16 protein-coding genes are annotated in these 18456 nt (G+C 64.5%); 9 read left to right on the top strand and 7 right to left on the bottom strand.

The window, feature by feature from the left end; translation table 11 throughout:
• Positions 1 to 91: 91 nt before the first annotated feature.
• From AB3L03_RS06945 to AB3L03_RS06935, 3 genes are read left to right on the top strand one after another with little or no spacing between them, the layout of a single operon-like run.
• Positions 92 to 880 carry an enoyl-CoA hydratase/isomerase gene (locus AB3L03_RS06945; RefSeq protein WP_368508372.1) on the top strand — a complete coding sequence of 263 codons (789 nt, stop codon included), beginning with the start codon at positions 92 to 94 and terminating at the stop codon, positions 878 to 880.
• Positions 877 to 1863 carry a phosphotransferase family protein gene (locus AB3L03_RS06940; RefSeq protein ID WP_204510640.1) on the top strand — a complete coding sequence of 329 codons (987 nt, stop codon included), beginning with the start codon at positions 877 to 879 and terminating at the stop codon, positions 1861 to 1863. The genes AB3L03_RS06945 and AB3L03_RS06940 overlap by 4 nt, the downstream gene beginning before the upstream one ends.
• A gap of 2 nt (positions 1864 to 1865) precedes the next feature.
• Positions 1866 to 2243: a DUF6285 domain-containing protein gene (locus tag AB3L03_RS06935; protein ID WP_204510641.1), complete on the top strand. Its 378-nt coding sequence runs from the start codon at positions 1866 to 1868 to the stop codon at positions 2241 to 2243.
• 146 nt (positions 2244 to 2389) lie between these two features.
• On the opposite strand, the gene AB3L03_RS06930 is transcribed toward AB3L03_RS06935, so the two are convergent.
• Positions 2390 to 3169 (bottom strand): enoyl-CoA hydratase-related protein, encoded by a 780-nt coding sequence (locus tag AB3L03_RS06930; RefSeq protein ID WP_204510642.1) that lies wholly within the window; start codon positions 3167 to 3169, stop codon positions 2390 to 2392.
• A gap of 210 nt (positions 3170 to 3379) precedes the next feature.
• On the opposite strand from AB3L03_RS06930, the gene AB3L03_RS06925 reads away from it, so the two are divergent.
• Positions 3380 to 4654 (top strand): acyl-CoA dehydrogenase family protein, encoded by a 1275-nt coding sequence (locus tag AB3L03_RS06925; RefSeq protein WP_204510643.1) that lies wholly within the window; start codon positions 3380 to 3382, stop codon positions 4652 to 4654.
• Between the two features lie 166 nt (positions 4655 to 4820).
• Here the strand turns inward: AB3L03_RS06925 and AB3L03_RS06920 are convergent, their stop codons facing one another.
• The gene (locus AB3L03_RS06920) at positions 4821 to 6398 is read right to left on the bottom strand and encodes a fatty acid--CoA ligase (RefSeq protein ID WP_204510644.1); all 1578 of its coding nucleotides are present in this window, start codon (positions 6396 to 6398) and stop codon (positions 4821 to 4823) included.
• A 134-nt stretch (positions 6399 to 6532) separates the two neighbouring features.
• Positions 6533 to 7405 (bottom strand): SDR family oxidoreductase, encoded by an 873-nt coding sequence (locus AB3L03_RS06915; RefSeq protein WP_018456968.1) that lies wholly within the window; start codon positions 7403 to 7405, stop codon positions 6533 to 6535.
• Between the two features lie 116 nt (positions 7406 to 7521).
• Between AB3L03_RS06915 and AB3L03_RS06910 the strand changes: the two genes are divergently transcribed.
• The 5 genes from AB3L03_RS06910 to ppc all read left to right on the top strand — a co-directional run bounded on the left by AB3L03_RS06910 (position 7522) and on the right by ppc (position 14612).
• Complete coding sequence (locus AB3L03_RS06910; RefSeq protein WP_204510645.1) at positions 7522 to 8331, top strand: crotonase/enoyl-CoA hydratase family protein; 810 nt, start codon at positions 7522 to 7524, stop codon at positions 8329 to 8331.
• A gap of 127 nt (positions 8332 to 8458) precedes the next feature.
• Positions 8459 to 10003, top strand: coding sequence for an acyl-CoA synthetase (locus AB3L03_RS06905; protein WP_204510646.1), 1545 nt, complete (start codon positions 8459 to 8461; stop codon positions 10001 to 10003).
• A 171-nt stretch (positions 10004 to 10174) separates the two neighbouring features.
• Positions 10175 to 10579, top strand: coding sequence for a YccF domain-containing protein (locus AB3L03_RS06900; protein WP_018456965.1), 405 nt, complete (start codon positions 10175 to 10177; stop codon positions 10577 to 10579).
• Between the two features lie 292 nt (positions 10580 to 10871).
• Complete coding sequence (locus tag AB3L03_RS06895; protein ID WP_204510647.1) at positions 10872 to 11096, top strand: hypothetical protein; 225 nt, start codon at positions 10872 to 10874, stop codon at positions 11094 to 11096.
• 726 nt (positions 11097 to 11822) lie between these two features.
• Entirely contained in the window at positions 11823 to 14612 is a 2790-nt protein-coding gene (ppc, locus tag AB3L03_RS06890) for a phosphoenolpyruvate carboxylase (protein WP_368508371.1), read from the top strand.
• Positions 14613 to 14664: 52 nt separating this feature from the next.
• Here the strand turns inward: ppc and AB3L03_RS06885 are convergent, their stop codons facing one another.
• The 4 genes from AB3L03_RS06885 to AB3L03_RS06870 form a co-directional block, all read right to left on the bottom strand.
• Positions 14665 to 15777, bottom strand: a complete 1113-nt coding sequence (locus AB3L03_RS06885; protein ID WP_026233273.1) for an SMP-30/gluconolactonase/LRE family protein — start codon at positions 15775 to 15777, stop codon at positions 14665 to 14667.
• A 128-nt stretch (positions 15778 to 15905) separates the two neighbouring features.
• Positions 15906 to 16820, bottom strand: coding sequence for an SDR family oxidoreductase (locus tag AB3L03_RS06880; RefSeq protein WP_007593675.1), 915 nt, complete (start codon positions 16818 to 16820; stop codon positions 15906 to 15908).
• 5 nt (positions 16821 to 16825) lie between these two features.
• The gene (locus AB3L03_RS06875) at positions 16826 to 17965 is read right to left on the bottom strand and encodes a thiolase (protein ID WP_247394128.1); all 1140 of its coding nucleotides are present in this window, start codon (positions 17963 to 17965) and stop codon (positions 16826 to 16828) included.
• Positions 17966 to 17968: 3 nt separating this feature from the next.
• On the bottom strand, positions 17969 to 18382 hold the full coding sequence (locus AB3L03_RS06870; RefSeq protein ID WP_247394590.1) for a Zn-ribbon domain-containing OB-fold protein: 414 nt from the start codon (positions 18380 to 18382) through the stop codon (positions 17969 to 17971).
• Positions 18383 to 18456 lie beyond the last annotated feature (74 nt).

Genomic DNA, 18456 nt, shown 5'->3' with positions numbered 1-18456 from the left:
GGACAAGACCGCGCCAAAAATCAAATATGCGCCCCGGCAAAAGCAATTCCGGTCTGCGAAACTGGTGCAGGCCGCAACTCACGAGGAAACCATGCAGTTCAAACACGTCACGCTCGATCTCGATGGTTCGGTCGCGATCCTCAAGCTCGACCATCAGGAGGTGATGAACGCGGTCTCCGTGGACATGCTGGGCGGTCTCTCAGAAGCGCTCGACACGATCGAGGAGAAGAAGGACGAGGTGCGCTGCGTGGTGCTGACGGGCGCAGGGCGGGCGTTCTGCACCGGGGCAGATCTCCAGGGCCGCAACAACCAGTCGAAGAAGACCAAGGCCGGCCTGACGCTCGAGACCGGCTTCCATCCCTTCCTGCGCCGCATCCGCAATCTGCATTGCCCGATCGTGACCGCGGTCAACGGCCCGGCGGCCGGCGCCGGCATGAGCTTCGCGCTGCTCGGCGACATGATCCTGTGCGCGCGCTCGTCCTATTTCCTGCAAGCGTTCCGCCGCATCGGTCTGGTGCCGGATTGCGGCTCGACCTGGCTCTTGCCGCGGCTGATCGGCAAGGCACGCTCGATCGAATTGTCGTTGATGGGCGAGCGGCTCCCGGCCGATAAGGCGCTGGAATGGGGCCTTGTGAATCGCGTCTATGATGACGGCGTGCTGATGGAGGAGGCGATGAAGCTTGCGCGCGACCTCGCCAGCGGCCCGACGGTCGCGCTGTCGCTGATCCGCAAGCTGTACTGGGACAGCCCGGAGAATTCCTTCGAGGATCAGCTCAATCTCGAATTTCAGTGCCAGCTCCATGCCGGCGACACGGATGATTTCCGCGAAGGTGTTGGCGCCTTCCTGGAGAAGCGTCCGGCGCAGTTCAAGGGCAAATGATCGAGGCTGAGCTTTCCCGCAGCGTTGCGCGCTGGTGCGAGGGGGCGACCGGCGTGACCGGCGCGGCCAAGCTGTCCGGCGGCGCCAGCCAGGAGACCTGGCGCTTCGACATCGTGCATCCCGACGAGCCGATCGGTGCGATCCTGCGCCGCTCGCCGAAGGGGTATGGCGCGGCGCCGACGCGCGCGGCAGGTCTCGGCGCGGAAGCGCAGCTGATGCAGCTTGCCTATGAGGCCGGCGTGCCGTCGCCGCGCGTGATGCATGTGCTCACGCCGGACGACGATCTCGGCACCGGCTTCATCATGCAGCGGGTCGAGGGCGAAACCATCGCGCGCAAGATTCTGCGCGACGACGAGTTTGCGGCGGCGCGGCCGCGTCTCGCACGGCAGATCGGCGGCGTGCTCGCGAAGCTGCACGGGCTGCCGCGGGACAAATTGCCCGAGCTGCGCAGCCGGTCCGCGACGGAGGAGATCTCTGAGTTCGAACGCGATTATCGCAGCCTGGACTGGCCCAAACCCGTCTTCGAGCTGGCGCTGCGCTGGCTCCGCGACCACGATCCGGGCCCTTCGGCCGAGACGACGCTGGTGCATGGCGATTTCCGCAACGGCAATCTCATCATTGGCGCCGACGGCCTGCGCGCGGTGCTGGACTGGGAGCTCGCCCATCTCGGCGATCCCATGGAGGATCTCGGCTGGGTCTGCGTCAACTCCTGGCGCTTTGGCGAGATCGACAAGCCGGTCGGCGGCTTTGGCTCGCGTCAGGAGCTGTTTGCCGGCTATGAGGCGGCTGGGCGCAAGGTCGATCCATCGCGTGTCAAATTCTGGGAAGTGATGGGCACGCTGCGCTGGGGCATCATGTGCGGCGGCATGATGCAGCGCTTTCGCGAGGGCCCGGACCATTCGATGGAACGCGCCATGATCGGCCGCCGCGCTTCCGAGACCGAGATCGATCTGTTGCGGCTGCTGGCGCCGCGGGGGAGTTGACCATGCAGGACGAGCCGACCCCGATCGAGCTGACGAAGTCGGTCGCCGATTTCCTCCGCAACGACATCGCGCCGCTGATCTACGGCCATCAGGCCTTCAAGCTGCGCGTCGCCATCAACATCCTCGACCTCGTGACGCGGCAGTTGACGCGGGAGGAGGGGAGCGACGCCGCTGAGGTGGAGCGGCTGCGTGCTCTGCTCGGCATGGACGGCTCGGTGACCGATCTCAACCGCACGCTGGCCGAGCGCATCGCCAAGGGCGAGGTCGATCTAGCGACGCCCGGCCTTGCCGAGCATCTGTGGCAGACGACCATGGACAAGCTTGCGGTGGACCAGCCGAATTACGCGTCGTACAAACGCGAACTCTCGCGAAGCGGGTAGGCGGTACTACACTCTCTGCTGTCATCCCCCGCGAAGGCGGGCGATCCAGTATTCCAGAGACGGCAGTGATTGAGCCGAGAAGCCGTGGCGTACTGGATGCCCCGGTCAAGCCGGGGCATGACGGCGGTGACGAGCCAAGCGACCCTTCACTTCCCCACCCATTTCGGCGGCCGCTTCTCCGCAAACGCCTTCGGGCCCTCGATGTAGTCCTGCGACGCCACCATCGCCTTCACGGCTGGATATTCGCGCTGTTCCTCGATCGCCTGCTCCAGCGACACGCCGAGGCCCTTCTGGATCGCCTGCTTTGAGGCGCGGATCGACATCGGCGAATTCTTGGTGATCATCTCAGCCCAGCGCAGCGCGGCCGTGAGCGCCTCGCCCTGCGGCACCACCTCGTTGACGAAGCCGAGTTCGAGACCCTCCTTAGCGCTGACATGACGCGCGGTGAGGATCATGCCCATGGCACGCTTCAGCCCGATCTGGCGCGGCAGCCGGTGCAGGCCTCCGGCGAGTGCGGCCAGCCCGACGCGCGGCTCGGGCAGCGCGAAGGTCGCGTTCTCCGAGGCAATGATCAGGTCGCAGGCCAGCGCAATCTCGAAACCGCCGCCCATCGCCACGCCATTGACCGCGGCGATGATCGGCTTGTCGCAGTCGAAGCGCGCGGTGAGGCCGGCGAAGCCGCCTTTGTCCCAGCCCCGCTTGCCGCCGGCGGCCTGCCATTTCAGATCGTTGCCGGCGCAGAACGCCTTGTCGCCGCTACCGGTGACGATCGCGATCCACTGCTCGGGATCGGCGGAGAAATCGTCAAACACCTTGTTGAGCTCGAAATGCGCGTCAGTGTGCAGCGCGTTGTAGACCTCGGGCCGCGACAGCGTGACTATCGTGATCGGCCCCTTGCGTTCCACTTTGGAAAAGTTCAGCTCCATCGCGCGCTCCCGCAGTTTCTCGTGAAGGAATATTGCCGGAATACTACCGCGCCTCCGCGCTAGAGCACCATCGAATTGCGCAATGCGCCTTGCGCATCCGGCACGCCTCCCATTGCTTGACTTGGCGGCGCTCTTCTCACCTTAATCGTGCGAAGCAAAGCTGCGCCCAGCGCCTTAACGCAAAACGAAAAAATCATCCGGGAGAGAGCCGTGGATTTCTCGCTGCCTGCCGATCTCGTCGCCTATCTCGCAGAGCTCGACCTTTTCATCGAACAAGAGATCAAGCCGCTGGAGGCGGCCGACGATAACATCCGCTTCTTCGATCACCGCCGCGAATGGGCGCGCACCGATTTCGAGAATGGCGGCCTGCCGCGCCACGAATGGGAGGCGCTGCTGCGCAAGGCCAAGGATCTCGCAGACGCCGCCGGCCATTTGCGTTTTGCGGTGCCGAAGCAATATGGCGGCAAGAATGGCTCCAACCTCTGGATGGCGGTCATCCGCGAGCACTTTGCCGCCAAGGGCCTCGGCCTGCACAACGACCTCCAGAACGAGCATTCCATCGTCGGCAACTTCCCCGTCGCCACCATGCTCGATCGCTACGGACGCGACGACCAGAAGGCGATGATCGACGGCTCGATCAAGGGCAAGTACCGCATCACCTTCGGCCTGACCGAGCCAAATCACGGCTCTGACGCCACCCATATGGAAGCGCGCGCGGTGCCCGCGACCCGTGACAACGTCAAGGGCTGGATCATCAACGGCGAGAAGATGTGGACGACCGGCATGCACGTCGCCACGCATTGCGCGCTGTTCGCGCGCACGTCAGGCAATGACGGCGATGCCCGCGGCATCACCTGCTTCCTGGTGCCGGCCACGAGCCATGGCGTGAAGATCGAAGAGTATATGTGGACCTTCAACATGCCGACCGATCATCCCCGCGTTAGCTTTACGGACGTGTTCGTGCCGGAGGATGCGCTGTTCGGCGAGGACGGTCGCGGCCTGTCGCTGGCGCAATGTTTTGTCCATCAAAACCGCATCCGGCAGGCAGCGAGTTCGTTGGGGGCAGCGGTCTACTGCATCAACGAGAGCGTGAAGTATGCGCGCGAGCGAAAACCGTTCGGCAAGGCGCTGGCCGAGAACCAGGCGATCCAATTCCCGCTGGTCGAGCTTGCGACGCAGGCCGAGATGTTGCGCCTGTTGATCCGCAAGACCGCCTGGGAAATGGACAAGCTCACCGAGGAGCAGATCGAGCGCACGCTCTCCGACCGCGTCTCGATGTGCAACTACTGGGCAAACCGCCTGTGTTGCGAGTCTGCCGACCGCGCCATGCAGGTTCACGGCGGCATGGGCTATTCACGCCACAAGCCGTTCGAGCACATTTACCGCCATCACCGCCGCTATCGCATCACCGAGGGCAGCGAGGAGATCCAGATCCGCAAGGTAGCGGGATTTTTGTTCGGCTATATGGGGCCGGGGAAGCATTGAGGGATTGTTGCGCGCAGTCTCTCCCCGGAGTCGTCCCGGCGAAGGCCGGGACCCATTACCCCACGGAGAAGTCGTAGCGCGAGACGGCAACTCCGAGTTTTCGCAAAACCCAATCCTGTGGCTATGGGTCCGCCTTCGCCGGGACGACGATGTGGCCGGAGTGGCGCTAATTCACCCTTCTATCCTTCCCGGCCCAATACGGCTCCCGCAACTGCCGTCGCAAAATCTTGCCTGACGGATTGCGCGGCAGGGCCGGCAGGAACTCCACGCTCTTCGGCGTCTTGAAGCCGGCGATGCGCTCGCGGGTGAAGTTGATGATGTCGGTGGCGGTCGCCTGCTTGCCCGGCTTCATCACTACGACGGCCTTCACCGCCTCACCCCATTTGTCGTCGGGTATGCCGATCACGGCAGCTTCCGCGACGTCGGGATGATCGCACAGCGCGCTCTCGACCTCTGCCGGGTAGATGTTCTCGCCGCCGGAGATGATCATGTCCTTGATGCGGTCGTGGATGTAGAGATAGCCGTCTTCGTCCATGTAGCCGGCATCACCCGTGCGCAGCCAGCCGTCGCCGCGCAACGTCGCGGCGGTGGCCTCCGGCAGGTTCCAGTAGCCGGCCATGTTGGAGCCCGAGCGCGTCGCGATCTCGCCGACCTCGCGCGGCGGCAGCGGCTTGCCGTCAACATCGAGGATCGCGATCTCGACGCCCGGTAGCGCCTTGCCGGCCGAGCGCATCCGCTCCAAGCCCTCGATATGATCCTCCGGCGGCAGCGCGACGATGGTGCCTGTCGTCTCGGTCATGCCGTACATCTGCACGAAGCCGCATTTGAAGATTTCGATGCATTCCTTCAGCAGCGCCGCCGGTATCGGCGAGGCGCCGTACAGCATGTATTTCAATCGCGAGAAATCGACAGTCCTCGCGCGCGGCTGCCGCACCACGAACTGCATCGCCGCCGGCACCATGAACAGCTTTGTGATGCCGGACTGCTCGAAGAAATCCAGCACCTTGGTCGGATCGAACTCGCGCGCGATCACGCCGCGGGCGCCGTGGTAGAGCCCCATCACGCCCCAGCCGGAGCCGCCGATATGGAAAATCGGCATCGCGACCAGCGACACGTCGTCGGTCGACCACCGGTTCCACTCGGGCTTGTCCTCGGCATTACCTGTTTGCACCAGGTTGAGGAAGTTCGCATGCGACAGCATCGCGCCCTTCGGCTTGCCTGTCGTACCCGACGTATAGAGCTGGATCGCGATGTCCTTCGTGTCGATCGGCACCTTGGGATCGTCGCCACTCTGTGCATCGCGCCAGGCTGTAAAATCCTGCCATTCCGGCGCGCCGCCTTCGGTGGTGATGACGCTGCGCACGTCCGGCAACTGGTCCTTGATCTGGCGGACCTGGGTGATGAACTCGGGTCCCACGAACAGCACCGGCGCTTTGCAATCGCTCACGATGAAGGCGACCTCGGGGCCCGCGAGCCGCCAGTTCACCGGCGCCATCACCACGCCGGCCTTCATCGCGCCCATCAGCAGCTCGAAATAGATATCGCTGTTTTTGCCGAGATAGGCGATGCGCTGGCCCTTGTTCACACCCATCGCGATCAGCGCATTGGCCACTTTATTCGTCTTGACGTCGAATTCGGCAAAGCTGGTGGCGCGCCCCTCGAACTCGAAGGCGATCGCGTTGCCGCGGCTCGTCGCGCGCTCGCGCACCATGTCGGCGAGATTGGCCAATGGCTGTGTGGTCATGTTTCTCCCATATCGTCTTGTTCTTATGTCGCGGAGTGTGGCGTCATCCGCGGGCGATGACAAGATGGGAGAGGGTACGCCATGGCTTCAGCGTAGTCGTCCTGGCTTTCGCCAGGACGACTACGGAGAGAGCCTCAGCCCCGCTTCGCACGGTCCTTTTCATTCTGCGCCATGATGCTCTCGCGTGCGGTTTTCCAGTCGTCGTCGCTCCAGTCGCGGAGCTGGTAGAAATTGCCGCCCATCGCGAGCGCCTGCGCGCCGTCCATGGCGATGGTCTCGCCGCTGATCCAGTCGCAACCGCCGGAGATCAGGAACACGGCGACGTTCTGCAATTCCTCCATGGTGCCGACGCGGCCCATCGGGTTCATCGCCTTGGTGCGCGCGCCGGCTTCGTCACCGGGCTTGATGCGCTTGCTCATGCCCTCGGTCGGGATCTCACCCGGCGCGATCGTGTTCAGCCGGATGCCGTAGCGGCCCCATTCGGTGGCGAGCGACATCGTCATGGCATGGATCGCCGACTTGCTCATCGCCGACGGCACCACGTAAGGCGATCCGTTGCGTACCCAGGTCGTGGTGATCGAGACGACGTTGCCGGGCTGCTTCAACGCGATCCAGCGCTTGCCGACCGCCTGCGTCACGTAGAACGTGCCGTGCATGACGATGTTGGCGACGGCGTCAAAGCCGCGCGGCGACAGCTCCTCGCTGCGCGAGATGAAATTGCCGGCGGCGTTGTTGATGAGGTCGGTGAGGGGGCCGTCGCGAAAGATGGTCTCGATCATCTCCTCGACCGCGAGCGCGTTGCGGATGTCGACGCCGTGGCTGGTGACGCGGCCGCCATGCTCAGCCATCAGCTCGGTCGCGGTCTCGTCGCAGACGATCTTGCGCCGGCCGCAGATGTGCACTTCCGCGCCGAGCTGGAGAAAGCGCGCCGCCATCGACTTGCCGAGCCCGGTGCCGCCGCCGGTCACGAGGATGCGCCGCCCCGCCAGAAGATTTTCCTTGAACATGGCTGTTTCCCCCGTCGCGATTGTCGGTTAATTGATCGATTGACTAAATCCGGCCGCCGGCTTCCTGTAAAGCGGCACCGAACAAGAACAGCCGGGAATCAGGGGAGAATTCATCCATGGAAGAGCGCGTCTCGATCTCGATCTCGGAAGGCGTCGCCGACGTGCGGCTGGTGCGCGCGGACAAGATGAATGCGCTGGATCAGGCCATGTTCGAGGCCCTTGTGGCCGCAACGGATCGGCTTTCGAAGGAAAAAGGCGTGCGCGTCGTGGTGCTGTCCGGCGAGGGCCGCGCCTTCTGCGCCGGTCTCGACATGGGGCGTTTTGCCGCCATGAAGGAAAAGGGCGGCAACGGAATTCCGGGTGGCGAAAATCGCGACCTCACCAAACGCACGCACGGCCAGGCGAATTTTGCGCAGCAGGCGGTGTGGGGCTGGCGCCAGCTTCCGGTGCCGGTGATCGCGGCGATCCAGGGCGTCGCCTTCGGCGGCGGCTTCCAGCTCGCACTCGGCGCCGACATGCGCTTCCTCACCCCCGATGCGCGGATGTCGGTGATGGAAATCAAATGGGGCCTGGTGCCAGACATGGCGGGCACGCCGATCCTGGCTTCGCTCGTGCGCGACGACATCCTGCGGGATCTCACCTACACCGGCCGCATCTTCTCCGCGCAGGAGGCGATGGCTTACGGTCTCGCCACGCGCATCTGCGACGATCCGCGCGCGAGCGCCCTCGAAGTCGCGCGCGAGATCGCGGGAAAAAGCCCTGATGCGATCCGCGCCGCGAAACGCCTGCTCAACAATCTTTCGGTCGATCCAGGCCCCGCGCTGCTTGCCGAGTCCGTCGAGCAGCAGAAGCTGATCGGCAGTGCGAACCAGACCGAGGCGGTGCGTGCCAATCTGGAGAAGCGCGCGCCGAAGTTTGCGGATTAGCGCAGACCTCATCCCGAGGAGCCGCGAAGCGGCGTCTCGAGGGATGGGCCACGGGCTCCATGGTTCGAGACGGCGCCTTGCGCCTCCTCACCATGAGGGGCAACTTCAACAACAAAGAAAAACAACAATGAGCGAAACCTCAAATTTCCTCGGGATCGTCTCCGGCGAGCGCAGCCGCTCCCATGCCGAGGTCGCTGATCGTGCCGATCGCATCGCCGCGGGCCTCAGCCAAATCGGCGTTAGGCAGGGCGATTGCGTCTGCATGCTGATGCGCAACGACATCGCCTTCATCGAAGCCGCCTATGCCGCCATGCGGCTGGGCGCCTACGGCGTGCCGATCAACTGGCACTTCAAGCCGGAGGAGATCAACTACATCCTGAACGACACCGGCACCTCCGTGCTGATCGGCCATGCCGACATGCTGCATGCCTTGCGCGATGCGATTCCCCAAGGCGTCACCGTGCTCAGCGTGCCGACGCCCCCGGAGATCCTGTCCAGCTACAAGATCGATCCCGATCATCTGAAGACGCCGGACTTCGCGATCGATTTCGAATCCTGGCTCGCAGAGCACCAGCCCTATGACGGCCCGGTCGTGCCGCAGCCCATGAACATGATCTACACCTCGGGCACGACAGGCCACCCCAAGGGCGTACGGCGCAACGCGCCGACGCCGGAGCAGGCGGCTGCCGGCGAGCGCATGCGCGCGATGATCTACGGGCTCAAGCCCGGCGCCCGCACGATCCTGCCGGGCCCGCTCTATCACTCCGCGCCGAACTCGTTCGGCATTCGCGCGGGAAAACTCGGCGGCGCACTGGTGCTGATGCCCCGCTTCGAGCCCGAGGAATTTCTCGAGCTGATCGAGCGCTACAAGATCGACACCATCTTCATGGTGCCGACCATGTTCATCCGCCTGATGAAGCTGCCGGAGGAGGTGCGCAAGCAATACGACGTCTCCTCGCTCCGCCACATCATTCACGCCGCAGCACCCTGTCCGGCGGACGTCAAGCGCGCCATGATCGAATGGTGGGGGCCGGTGATCTATGAATTCTACGGCTCGACCGAATCCAGCGCCGTCACCTTCGCGACCTCCGAGGACGCGCTGAGGAAGCCCGGCACCGTCGGCAGGATTTCGCCCGGCGCCGAGCTGCGCTTCATCGGTGAGGACGGACGCGTGCTGGGTGTAGGCGAGATCGGCGAGATCTACTCGCGCATGGCCGGGATGGCCGATTTCACCTACCACAACAAGCCGGAGAAGCGCGCCGAAATCGATCGCGACGGCTTCATCACCTCCGGCGACGTCGGCTATATCGACGAAGAGGGCTACGTCTTCATCTGCGACCGCAAGCGCGACATGGTGATCTCGGGCGGCGTCAACATCTATCCGGCCGAGATCGAGTCCGTGCTGCACGCGGTGCCCGGCGTGCATGATTGCGCGGTGTTCGGCATCCCCGATGCCGAGTTCGGCGAAGCGCTGATGGCGGTGGTCGAGCCGCAAGCCGGCGTTACGCTGGATGCCGCCGAAATCCGCACCCGCCTGAAGGCCTCGCTTGCCGACTACAAGGTCCCAAAGCACATCGAGATCCGCACCGGGCTGCCGCGCGAAGACTCCGGCAAGATCTTCAAGCGGCGCCTGCGCGATCCCTATTGGGAGCAGGCGGGGCGGAAGATCTAGCGGTGCGTAGCCCGGGTGAGCGAAGCGATACCCGGGATAACAACCAGTAAGACCCGGATGTCGCTTCGCTCATCCGGGCTACACGAGCACGCGAATACGTGAGCGGCTTTATCGATCGCAACCTCGCGCATCGTGCTATACTCACGGGATCATCGACCTTCGGATCATCCCATGGCTCCCGTTTCCATCCTGCTCAACCTGCTCTGGATTCTCATTGGCGGCGCCTGGATGGCGCTCGGCTGGCTGGTCGCCGCGGTCATCATGGCGGTCACCATCATCGGCCTGCCCTGGGCGCGGGCGGCGTTCAATATCGCCGTCTACACGCTGATGCCGTTCGGCTCGCGGGCGGTCAGCCGCTATGAGGTCACCGGTGTCGAGGATGTCGGCACCGGCCCGCTCGGGGTGATCGGCAACATCATCTGGTTCGTGCTCGCCGGCTGGTGGTTGGCGCTCGGCCACCTCTTCACCGCCGTGGCCCTCGCGATCACCATCATCGGCATTCCCTTCGCCTGGGCCCACCTCAAGCTCGCCGGCATCGCGCTCTGGCCGATCGGCAAGGTGATCGTGCCGGCTTAAGGCAAACTCGTAGGATATCCTACGCCTCCGCAATGCGTCACATTTTATTGCAACTTTTTCCCGGCTTCATTGTTGACGAGCGGGAGCGAACGCGGCCGCAATGTGCCGCGGCTGGCCCTTGGTTCATTCTTATCGGGAGGCGATTGCATGAAGTGGCTTTGCTTGGTGGGCTTTGTGGCGGGGGCCGTTGCTTTGACACCCACACCTTCTGCTTCGGCGATGCCCGTTGCCAAGCCGGACACACTGGGCGCGTCTCAGACTGACACCATCGAGGTCAAGGGCGGCCACGGACATGGCGGTGGCCACGGGTGGGGTCATCGCGGCGGCCGTGGTCATCATTACGGCTGGGGCAGAGGCCGAGGCCATCACTATGGTTGGCGGCACCATCGCCACTGGTAAGCGTCACTATTTGGAGTTGGGTGGGCCGCTCAATGCTTCCGACCCACAATCCCTCGCGTTGCCCGACGGGCAAAACCTGCCACATGCAGGTCAATCGATCGGTTCTCCAATATTCTGATTGACCGAATTCGCTTCTTCGGGTAAACCGCAAACTATTCCGGCCCGCTAAAAAGGGCGTTTCGCGATCGTCACGATACGTGAGCCGAGATGCGATGGACGCGGCAGCGCCGGCGCGTGACGAGGTGGCAGGGCGGGCTACGCCTGTGAGCCATCGCGATCCGCGCGAACGACCCGGCGCGGTCACAGCGTTTCTATTCGACTTCGGGGGCGAGCACGCGCGAGCTTCCGGATGTCCGGGGAGGGACGTCCGCGGACGGCAAAAGCGTGTGGTCCTGACGCCCGGGGTCTGTGCGTCAAGACTTGCGGTGATGTGCGGCCCGACCGGGTGCGCGCATCGATCATCTGCGAGGCGACGGGGGCAATAGTGCGTCGCTCCCCGGGGAGAGCGCGCCATAAGCCGTAAACCATTGCGCAGGGAAGGCCGGGATGTTCCGGCATCACCTGTGGTCACCCCCGCGTGCGTTTTTCGCGTGCGGACCCTGGGTGCCAGCCGGCGCCCGGCCTTCCCTGCGCCCTTTCTTATCGATGAGGGCGAAACGACAGCAAAACTCGGGCCCCGCGCGGCGAGACCGCGGACGTGTGCGCGCGTCCGTCGCAAGGCGCATTTCTCCCATGATAGGTGATGTTGCCGCGCCGCCCCCAACTTCATCTTGCGCTGCGGCAAAAAACTTGCACACTCGGCTGAGCCGGGCAGCCAAGCGAGCTCGAACAGCGGAGCGAGCCAATGTCCCTCCAGAGCATATCATCCGACACCGCCGATCAGCGCCCCAACCGCCCCGAGGACGTCCAGGCGATGGAGGCGGACGCGCGGCTGCGGGACGACATCCGCCTGCTCGGGCGCATTCTCGGCGACACGGTGCGCGACCAGGAGGGGCCGGAATTGTTCGATCTGGTCGAGCGCATCCGCCAGACCTCGATCCGATTCCACCGCGACGAGGACCGGCTCGCCCGCCACGAGCTCGAGCAGATCCTCGACAGCATGTCGACCTCCGAGACGGTGCGGATCGTCCGCGCCTTCAGCTATTTCTCCCACCTCGCCAACATCGCCGAGGACCAGAACAACATCCGCCAGATGCGCGCCAACAAGGGCGGCGGCTCCGGCGTGCTGGCCGAGACGCTCGCCCATGCGAGGGCTGCGGGCATCGGTGCCGATGCCCTGCGCAACTTCTTTAAGAGCGCGCTGGTCAGCCCGGTTTTGACGGCGCATCCGACCGAGGTCCGCCGCAAGAGCACCATGGACCGCGAGATGGAGGTAGCTAGCCTGCTCGATCGTCGCGAGCGCGTCGCGCTGACGGCGGAGGAGGCCGCCGCCAGCGACGAGCAGCTCCGCCGCGAGGTGCTGACGCTGTGGCAGACCAATCTGCTGCGCCGGACCAAGCTCACCGTGCTCGACGAGGTCGCCAACGGCCTGTCGTTCTATGATTACACGTTTCTCCGCGAGGTGCCGCGGCTGGTCAACGCGCTGGAGGACCGGCTGGAGGAGGGCGGCGAGCAGGCGGCCGGCGAGCTCGCCTCGTTCCTGCGCATGGGCAGCTGGATCGGCGGCGACCGCGACGGCAATCCCTTCGTCACCGCCGACGTGATGCGCGGCACGCTGCGGCTGCAGTCGAGCCGGGTGATGCAGTTCTATCTGAACGAGCTGCACGTGCTCGGCTCGGAATTGTCGATCGCGGCCCATCTCGCCGACGTCTCCGAGGAGCTGCGCACGCTGGCGGAGCGCTCGCCCGATACCTCGCCGCACCGGAGCGGCGAGCCGTATCGTCTTGCGGTCTCTGGCATCTATGCGCGCCTGACTGCAACGGCCGAAATGCTTCAGGTCGAGATCACGCGCCGGCCGGTCGGCAAGGGCGCGCCGTATGACAGCGTCGGGGAGCTCAAGGCCGATCTCGACGTGCTGCACCGCTCTCTGATCTCCAACAACGCCGGCGTCATCGCCCGCGGCCGGCTGCGGCTGCTGCGCCGTGCGGTGGACTGCTTCGGCTTCCATCTGGCCCGGCTCGACATCCGCCAGAACTCGGCAGTGCACGAGCGCACCATCGCCGAGCTGATGGACGCCGCCAATCCCGGCATGTCCTATCTCGCGCTCGGCGAGGACGCCCGCATCTCTGTGCTCACCAACGAGTTGCGCTCGACGCGCTCGCTGGTGTCGCCGTTCGTCAAATACAGCGATGAGACCATGGGCGAGCTCAACGTCTTCCATGCCGCAGCAGAAGCGCATGCGAAGTTCGGCTCGGACGCCATTCCCCAATGCATCATCTCGATGTGCAAGGGCATGTCCGACATGCTTGAGGTCGCGGTGCTCCTGAAGGAGGTCGGTCTCGTCCATCCCTCCGGGCGCAGCGCGATCAACATCGTGCCGCTGTTCGAAACCATCGAGGATCTGCAGGCGTCTTCCACCATCATGGACCGCATGCTCTCGCTGCATGATTACCGCCGGCTGGTCGACAGCCGCGGCAGCGTGCAGGAGGTCATGCTGGGCTATTCCGACTCGAACAAGGATGGCGGCTTCGTCACCTCGGGCTGGGAGCTCTACAAGGCCGAGATCGGCCTCGTCGACGTGTTCGAGCGCCACGGCGTGCGCCTGCGTCTGTTCCATGGCCGCGGCGGTTCGGTCGGCCGCGGCGGCGGCCCGAGCTACGATGCCATCATCGCCCAGCCCGGCGGCGCGGTGAACGGCCAGATCCGCATCACCGAGCAGGGCGAGATCATCTCGTCGAAATATTCCAACGCCGAAGTCGGCCGCAACAATCTGGAGATCCTGGCAGCCGCGACGCTGGAAGCGAGCCTGTTGCATCCGCGCCAGAGCGCGCCGCGCCGCGAATATCTGACCGCGATGGACGAGCTTTCAAGCCTGGCCTTCAAGGCCTATCGCGGCCTCGTCTACGAGACCGACGGCTTCGTCGATTATTTCTGGGCGTCCACCGTCATCAACGAGATCGCGACGCTCAACATCGGCAGCCGCCCGGCCTCGCGCAAGAAGACCCGCGCGATCGAGGATTTGCGGGCGATCCCCTGGGTGTTCTCCTGGGCGCAATGCCGCCTGATGCTGCCCGGTTGGTACGGCTTTGGCAGCGCCGTCGAGCAATGGATCGCGGAGCATCCCGACAAGGGCATGCCGTTCCTCAAGGAGCTCTACAAGGAATGGCCGTTCTTCCGCATGCTGCTGTCGAACATGGACATGGTGCTGGCGAAAAGCTCGATCGCGATCGCGTCGCGCTATGCCGAGCTCGTGCCCGACGAGGCGCTCCGGGAAAAGATATTCGGCCGCATCCGCCGCGAATGGCATTCCTGCATCGAGACGCTCTTGGACATCATGGGCCAGGACCGCCTGCTGCAAGGCAACCCGCTGCTGGAGCGCTCGGTGCGCCACCGCTTCCCCTATCTCGACCCGCTCAACCATGTGCAGGTCGAGCTGCTGAAAGAGCATCGCGCGCAGAACCCGGATGAGCAGGTGCTGCGCGGGATTCAGCTGACGATCAACGGGATCTCGGCGGGATTGAGGAATACGGGGTAGAGACATGGTGAGTGGCGAGTGGAATCCATTCGCCACTCACCATTCGCTGCACTCAACAGAAATGCGCGCCCTGCGTCTCCACATACACCGCATAGAGCGACTGGCTCGCGGTCATGAACAGGCGGTTGCGCTTCTTGCCGCCGAAGCAGACGTTGGCGCAGGTCTCGGGCAACAGGATCTGCCCGATGCGCGCGCCGTCGTTTGGCGCGAACACCTGCACGCCGTCATAGCCGGGGCCGACCCAGCCGGCGCCGACCCAGATGTTGCCTTCGGTGTCGACGCGCAGGCCGTCGGGGAAGCCTGATTTGCCGTCGAGCGTCATGTCGATCAGCTTCTTCGGGTTCGAAAGCTTCGCCCCATCGATGTCGTACGACCACACCACGTTCTTGGCTTCAGGATAATGCGTGATGCCGGTGTCGCAGACATAGAGCTTCTTGTAGTCCTGACTAAAAGCGATGCCGTTCGGCTTGAACGGCTCGTCGGCCACCTTCGCGACCTGGCCGCTCTGCGGATCAATGCGATAAACCGCTTCCTTCTGATGGGGCTGCAGCGAGCCGGTATTGGCAAGCTTGCCCTCGTAGATACTGATCGCGCCGTAGCCGGGATCGGTGAACCAGATCGCCTTGTCGTTGGGATGCACCACCATGTCGTTGGGGCCGTTGAGCGGCTTGCCGCCGGCCTGCTCGGCCAGGGTCGTCACCGAACCGTCGTGCTCGTAGCGGACGAGCCGGGTGCGCTCGGCACTGAGCTGGCGCCCCTCGGTGTCGAACGAGTTGCCGTTGGCCTCGTTCGACGGCTTGTGGAACTGCTCGGAGATGTGGCCGTCGTCATCGAGGTAGCGCAGCTGCCGGTTGGCGGGGATGTCACTCCAGACCAGATATTGCCCTTGCGCATTCCACGCTGGCCCTTCCGCCCACAGGCAGCCGGTATAGAGCCGCTTGATTGCGGTGTTGCCGACCTTCGCTTTGAAGCGCTTGGGATCGATGGCAATGATGTCAGGATCGGGATAGCGCTGCGGCTCGGCATTGGCGCCGAAGTCGCGGGCGTCCGCGCGTGAGGCGAGCAGGGCGGATGCGGCAACGGTCGCGGCGCCCTTGAGGAGCGTGCGGCGGGCGAGGCCGCTGCCTGCAGTCGTGTCGTCGGAGTCGGTCAGCATTCTTGTCATGGTTTCCTCCCAAAGTTGTGTTGGGAGGAAATGATCCGCCAGCAATCGGGCGTAAAGCGGAGCGATCTCCGGACTAGGCAGCCGGAGATCGCAGAGCAGGAATGCCGAAGTGCGGCTCGACGGGATCCTTACACGGGATCCCACGGGAAGATGTCGGCGGAGCGGTCGAGCTTGTAGAATGATCCCTTCAGCGCCGGCATGCCGTGTTCCGCGATCGATTGCGGCGTCCAGCCCTCGCTCCGGTGCACCGAGCGCAGCGGACGGTTCTGGCTGAACAGGAACAGCTCGTTCATGCGCGCGCCGAAGATCTGCCCGGACACGTCCTTGGCGGCATCGGAGAGCAGATAGGCGCAGACCGGCGCGATCTTCTCCGGGCCCATCTGCTTGATCTTCTCGACGCGCGCCTTCTCGGCTTCGGTCTCGGTCGGGATGGTCCCGATCATGCGGGTCCAGGCGAACGGCGAGACGCAGTTGGAGCGAACGTTGAAGCGGCCCATGTCGAGCGCAATAGACTTCGACAGGCCGACGATGCCGAGCTTGGCGGCGGCGTAATTGGCTTGTCCAAAGTTGCCGATCAGGCCGGAGGTCGAGGTGAAGTGCACGAACGAGCCGGACTCCTGCTCGCGGAAGATCCGCGCCGCGGCGTGGCTGACGTAGAACGAGCCCATCAAATGCACCTTGATGACGGCCTCGAAGGCTTCCACGCTCATCTTGTGGAAGATCATGTCGCGCAGGATGCCGGCATTGTTGACCACGCCGTCGAGCCGGCCGAAATGATCGGTCGCGGTCTTCACGATCTTGCTGGCGGGGATGGCTTCGGCCACCGACTCGAAATTGGCGACGGCGGTGCCGCCGCGCTTCTTGATCTCCTCGACCACTTCCTCGGCGGGCGCGGCGCTGGTGCCAGCGCCGTCCGCGGCGACGCCGGGATCGTTGACGACGACCTTGGCGCCCTCGCCGGCGCAGAGCAGCGCGATTTCGCGCCCGATGCCGCGGCCTGCGCCGGTGACGATGATGACCTTGTCTTGCAGTGATTTCGTCATGTGGATTACCTCTCGTTCGTAAACACGATCGTGCCCGACGCGGCGAACATGCCGCCGACGCCGTGACACACCGAAATCTTCGCGTTGGCGACCTGCGCCGGCGCGATACCGCGCATCTGCCGCACGCTCTCCTGGAGCGCGTACATGCCGTACATGCCCGAATGCATGTAGCTCAGGCCGCCGCCATTGGTGTTGAGCGGCAGCTTGCCGCCGGGCCGCGTGTTGCCGTCGGCGATGAACTTTCCGGTCTCCTCGTGCGGCATGAAGCCGAGGTCGCCGAGGCCGAACAGCGGCAGATGCGCAAAGGCGTCGTAGATCATGAGATGGTCGACATCCTTATGCGCGATGCCGGCCTCCTTGAAGGCGAGGGGCCCCGCGGTCTTGAACGCGCGCGAGGAGTTGAACGTCTCCATCTGGCTGACCATCGGCGTCTCCACGCTCTCGCCGGTGCCCATGATGTAGACGGGCTTGCGCGGAAAATCCCTGGCACGGTCCGCCGAGGTCAGGATCAGCGCGCCGCCGCCGTCGGTGACGAGGCAGCATTGCAGCAGGCGGAACGGATAGGCGATCATGCGCGAGTTGAGGACGTCCGCGACCGTGATGGGATCCTTCATCATCGCGCGCGGATTCTTCGCCGCCCACTCCCGCTGCACCACTGCGACCGAGGCGAGCTGCTCGTGCGTGATGCCATAGGTCTTCATGAAGCGAAGCACGGGGATCGGGAACATGCTGGGCGGGCCGTAGACACCGAACGGCGCCTCGAACTGGCCTTGCAGGCTGTCGGCAGGAATCGAGCGCGGCGCCTTGCCGATCATCGACTTGCCGCTCTCGGCATGGGTGATCAGCACCGTCTTGCATAGGCCGGCCTCGATCGCTGCGGCGGCATGGCGGACGTGCAGCATGAAGGAGCAGCCGCCGACCGAGGTGCCGTCCACCCAGGTCGGCTTGATGCCGAGATAGTGGCAGACCTGCTGCGGCGTTTCGACGGCGGTGGCGAAACCATCGATGTCGGACAGCTTCAGCCCGGCATCGGCAATGGCATTGAGCGCCGCATCCGCGTGAAGCTGGAGCTGCGAGACGTTGGGGATGACACCGAGTTCGGTGGTCTCGGCCGCGCCGACGACGGCAACCTGATTGCTGCGCATGCTCTATCCCTTCGCCGGACGGAATACGGGGAGGGTGATCTTGTCGTCGAGCGCCTCGAAGGCGACCTCGAGCTTCATGTCGAGTTCGAGCGCCTCCGGCGTCTGCGGGCAGTCGATGATGTTGCTCATCATCCGCGGTCCCTCTTCGAGCTCGACTACCGCAATCGCGTAAGGCGGCGTGAAGCCGGGCGCGGCGGGACGGTGGTTGATCACGTAGCTGTAGAGAAAGCCGTTGCCGCTCGCCTTGAAGATGCTGACCTTGCGCGAGGCGCAGGACGGGCAGAACGGGCGCGGCGGGAAATAGACATGCGCACAGGCGTCGCAGCGCTGCAGGCGCAACTCGCCCGCCTTGGTGCCGTCCCAGAAATGCTGGGTCTCCGGCGTCGGTTTCGGTCGCGCGCGATGCGGTTCGGCCATCTCGGCAGGTCCTCCCAAGGCCAAGCGAAGCCCGGCTGTTGCGATCTTGATGCGACAATCGACCATGGCGCGTC

It is taken from the genome of Bradyrhizobium lupini (assembly GCF_040939785.1).
In the GTDB taxonomy this organism is placed as follows: Bacteria; Pseudomonadota; Alphaproteobacteria; order Rhizobiales; family Xanthobacteraceae; genus Bradyrhizobium; species Bradyrhizobium canariense_D.
Note: the sequence above shows the minus strand (reverse complement) of the source record. Positions and strands in the feature narration are given on the sequence as shown.

Excerpts from the sequence above, each read along its gene's own strand:
- AB3L03_RS06945 (WP_368508372.1), top strand. The coding sequence starts at position 92 with ATGCAGTTCAAACACGTCACGCTCGATCTCGATGGTTCGGTCGCGATC.
- AB3L03_RS06940 (WP_204510640.1), top strand. The coding sequence starts at position 877 with ATGATCGAGGCTGAGCTTTCCCGCAGCGTTGCGCGCTGGTGCGAGGGG.
- AB3L03_RS06935 (WP_204510641.1), top strand. The coding sequence starts at position 1,866 with ATGCAGGACGAGCCGACCCCGATCGAGCTGACGAAGTCGGTCGCCGAT.
- AB3L03_RS06930 (WP_204510642.1), bottom strand. The coding sequence starts at position 3,169 with ATGGAGCTGAACTTTTCCAAAGTGGAACGCAAGGGGCCGATCACGATA.
- AB3L03_RS06920 (WP_204510644.1), bottom strand. The coding sequence starts at position 6,398 with ATGACCACACAGCCATTGGCCAATCTCGCCGACATGGTGCGCGAGCGC.
- AB3L03_RS06915 (WP_018456968.1), bottom strand. The coding sequence starts at position 7,405 with ATGTTCAAGGAAAATCTTCTGGCGGGGCGGCGCATCCTCGTGACCGGC.
- AB3L03_RS06910 (WP_204510645.1), top strand. The coding sequence starts at position 7,522 with ATGGAAGAGCGCGTCTCGATCTCGATCTCGGAAGGCGTCGCCGACGTG.
- AB3L03_RS06905 (WP_204510646.1), top strand. The coding sequence starts at position 8,459 with ATGAGCGAAACCTCAAATTTCCTCGGGATCGTCTCCGGCGAGCGCAGC.
- AB3L03_RS06900 (WP_018456965.1), top strand. The coding sequence starts at position 10,175 with ATGGCTCCCGTTTCCATCCTGCTCAACCTGCTCTGGATTCTCATTGGC.
- AB3L03_RS06895 (WP_204510647.1), top strand. The coding sequence starts at position 10,872 with ATGGCGGTGGCCACGGGTGGGGTCATCGCGGCGGCCGTGGTCATCATT.
- ppc (WP_368508371.1), top strand. The coding sequence starts at position 11,823 with ATGTCCCTCCAGAGCATATCATCCGACACCGCCGATCAGCGCCCCAAC.
- AB3L03_RS06885 (WP_026233273.1), bottom strand. The coding sequence starts at position 15,777 with ATGACAAGAATGCTGACCGACTCCGACGACACGACTGCAGGCAGCGGC.
- AB3L03_RS06880 (WP_007593675.1), bottom strand. The coding sequence starts at position 16,820 with ATGACGAAATCACTGCAAGACAAGGTCATCATCGTCACCGGCGCAGGC.
- AB3L03_RS06875 (WP_247394128.1), bottom strand. The coding sequence starts at position 17,965 with ATGCGCAGCAATCAGGTTGCCGTCGTCGGCGCGGCCGAGACCACCGAA.
- AB3L03_RS06870 (WP_247394590.1), bottom strand. The coding sequence starts at position 18,382 with ATGGCCGAACCGCATCGCGCGCGACCGAAACCGACGCCGGAGACCCAG.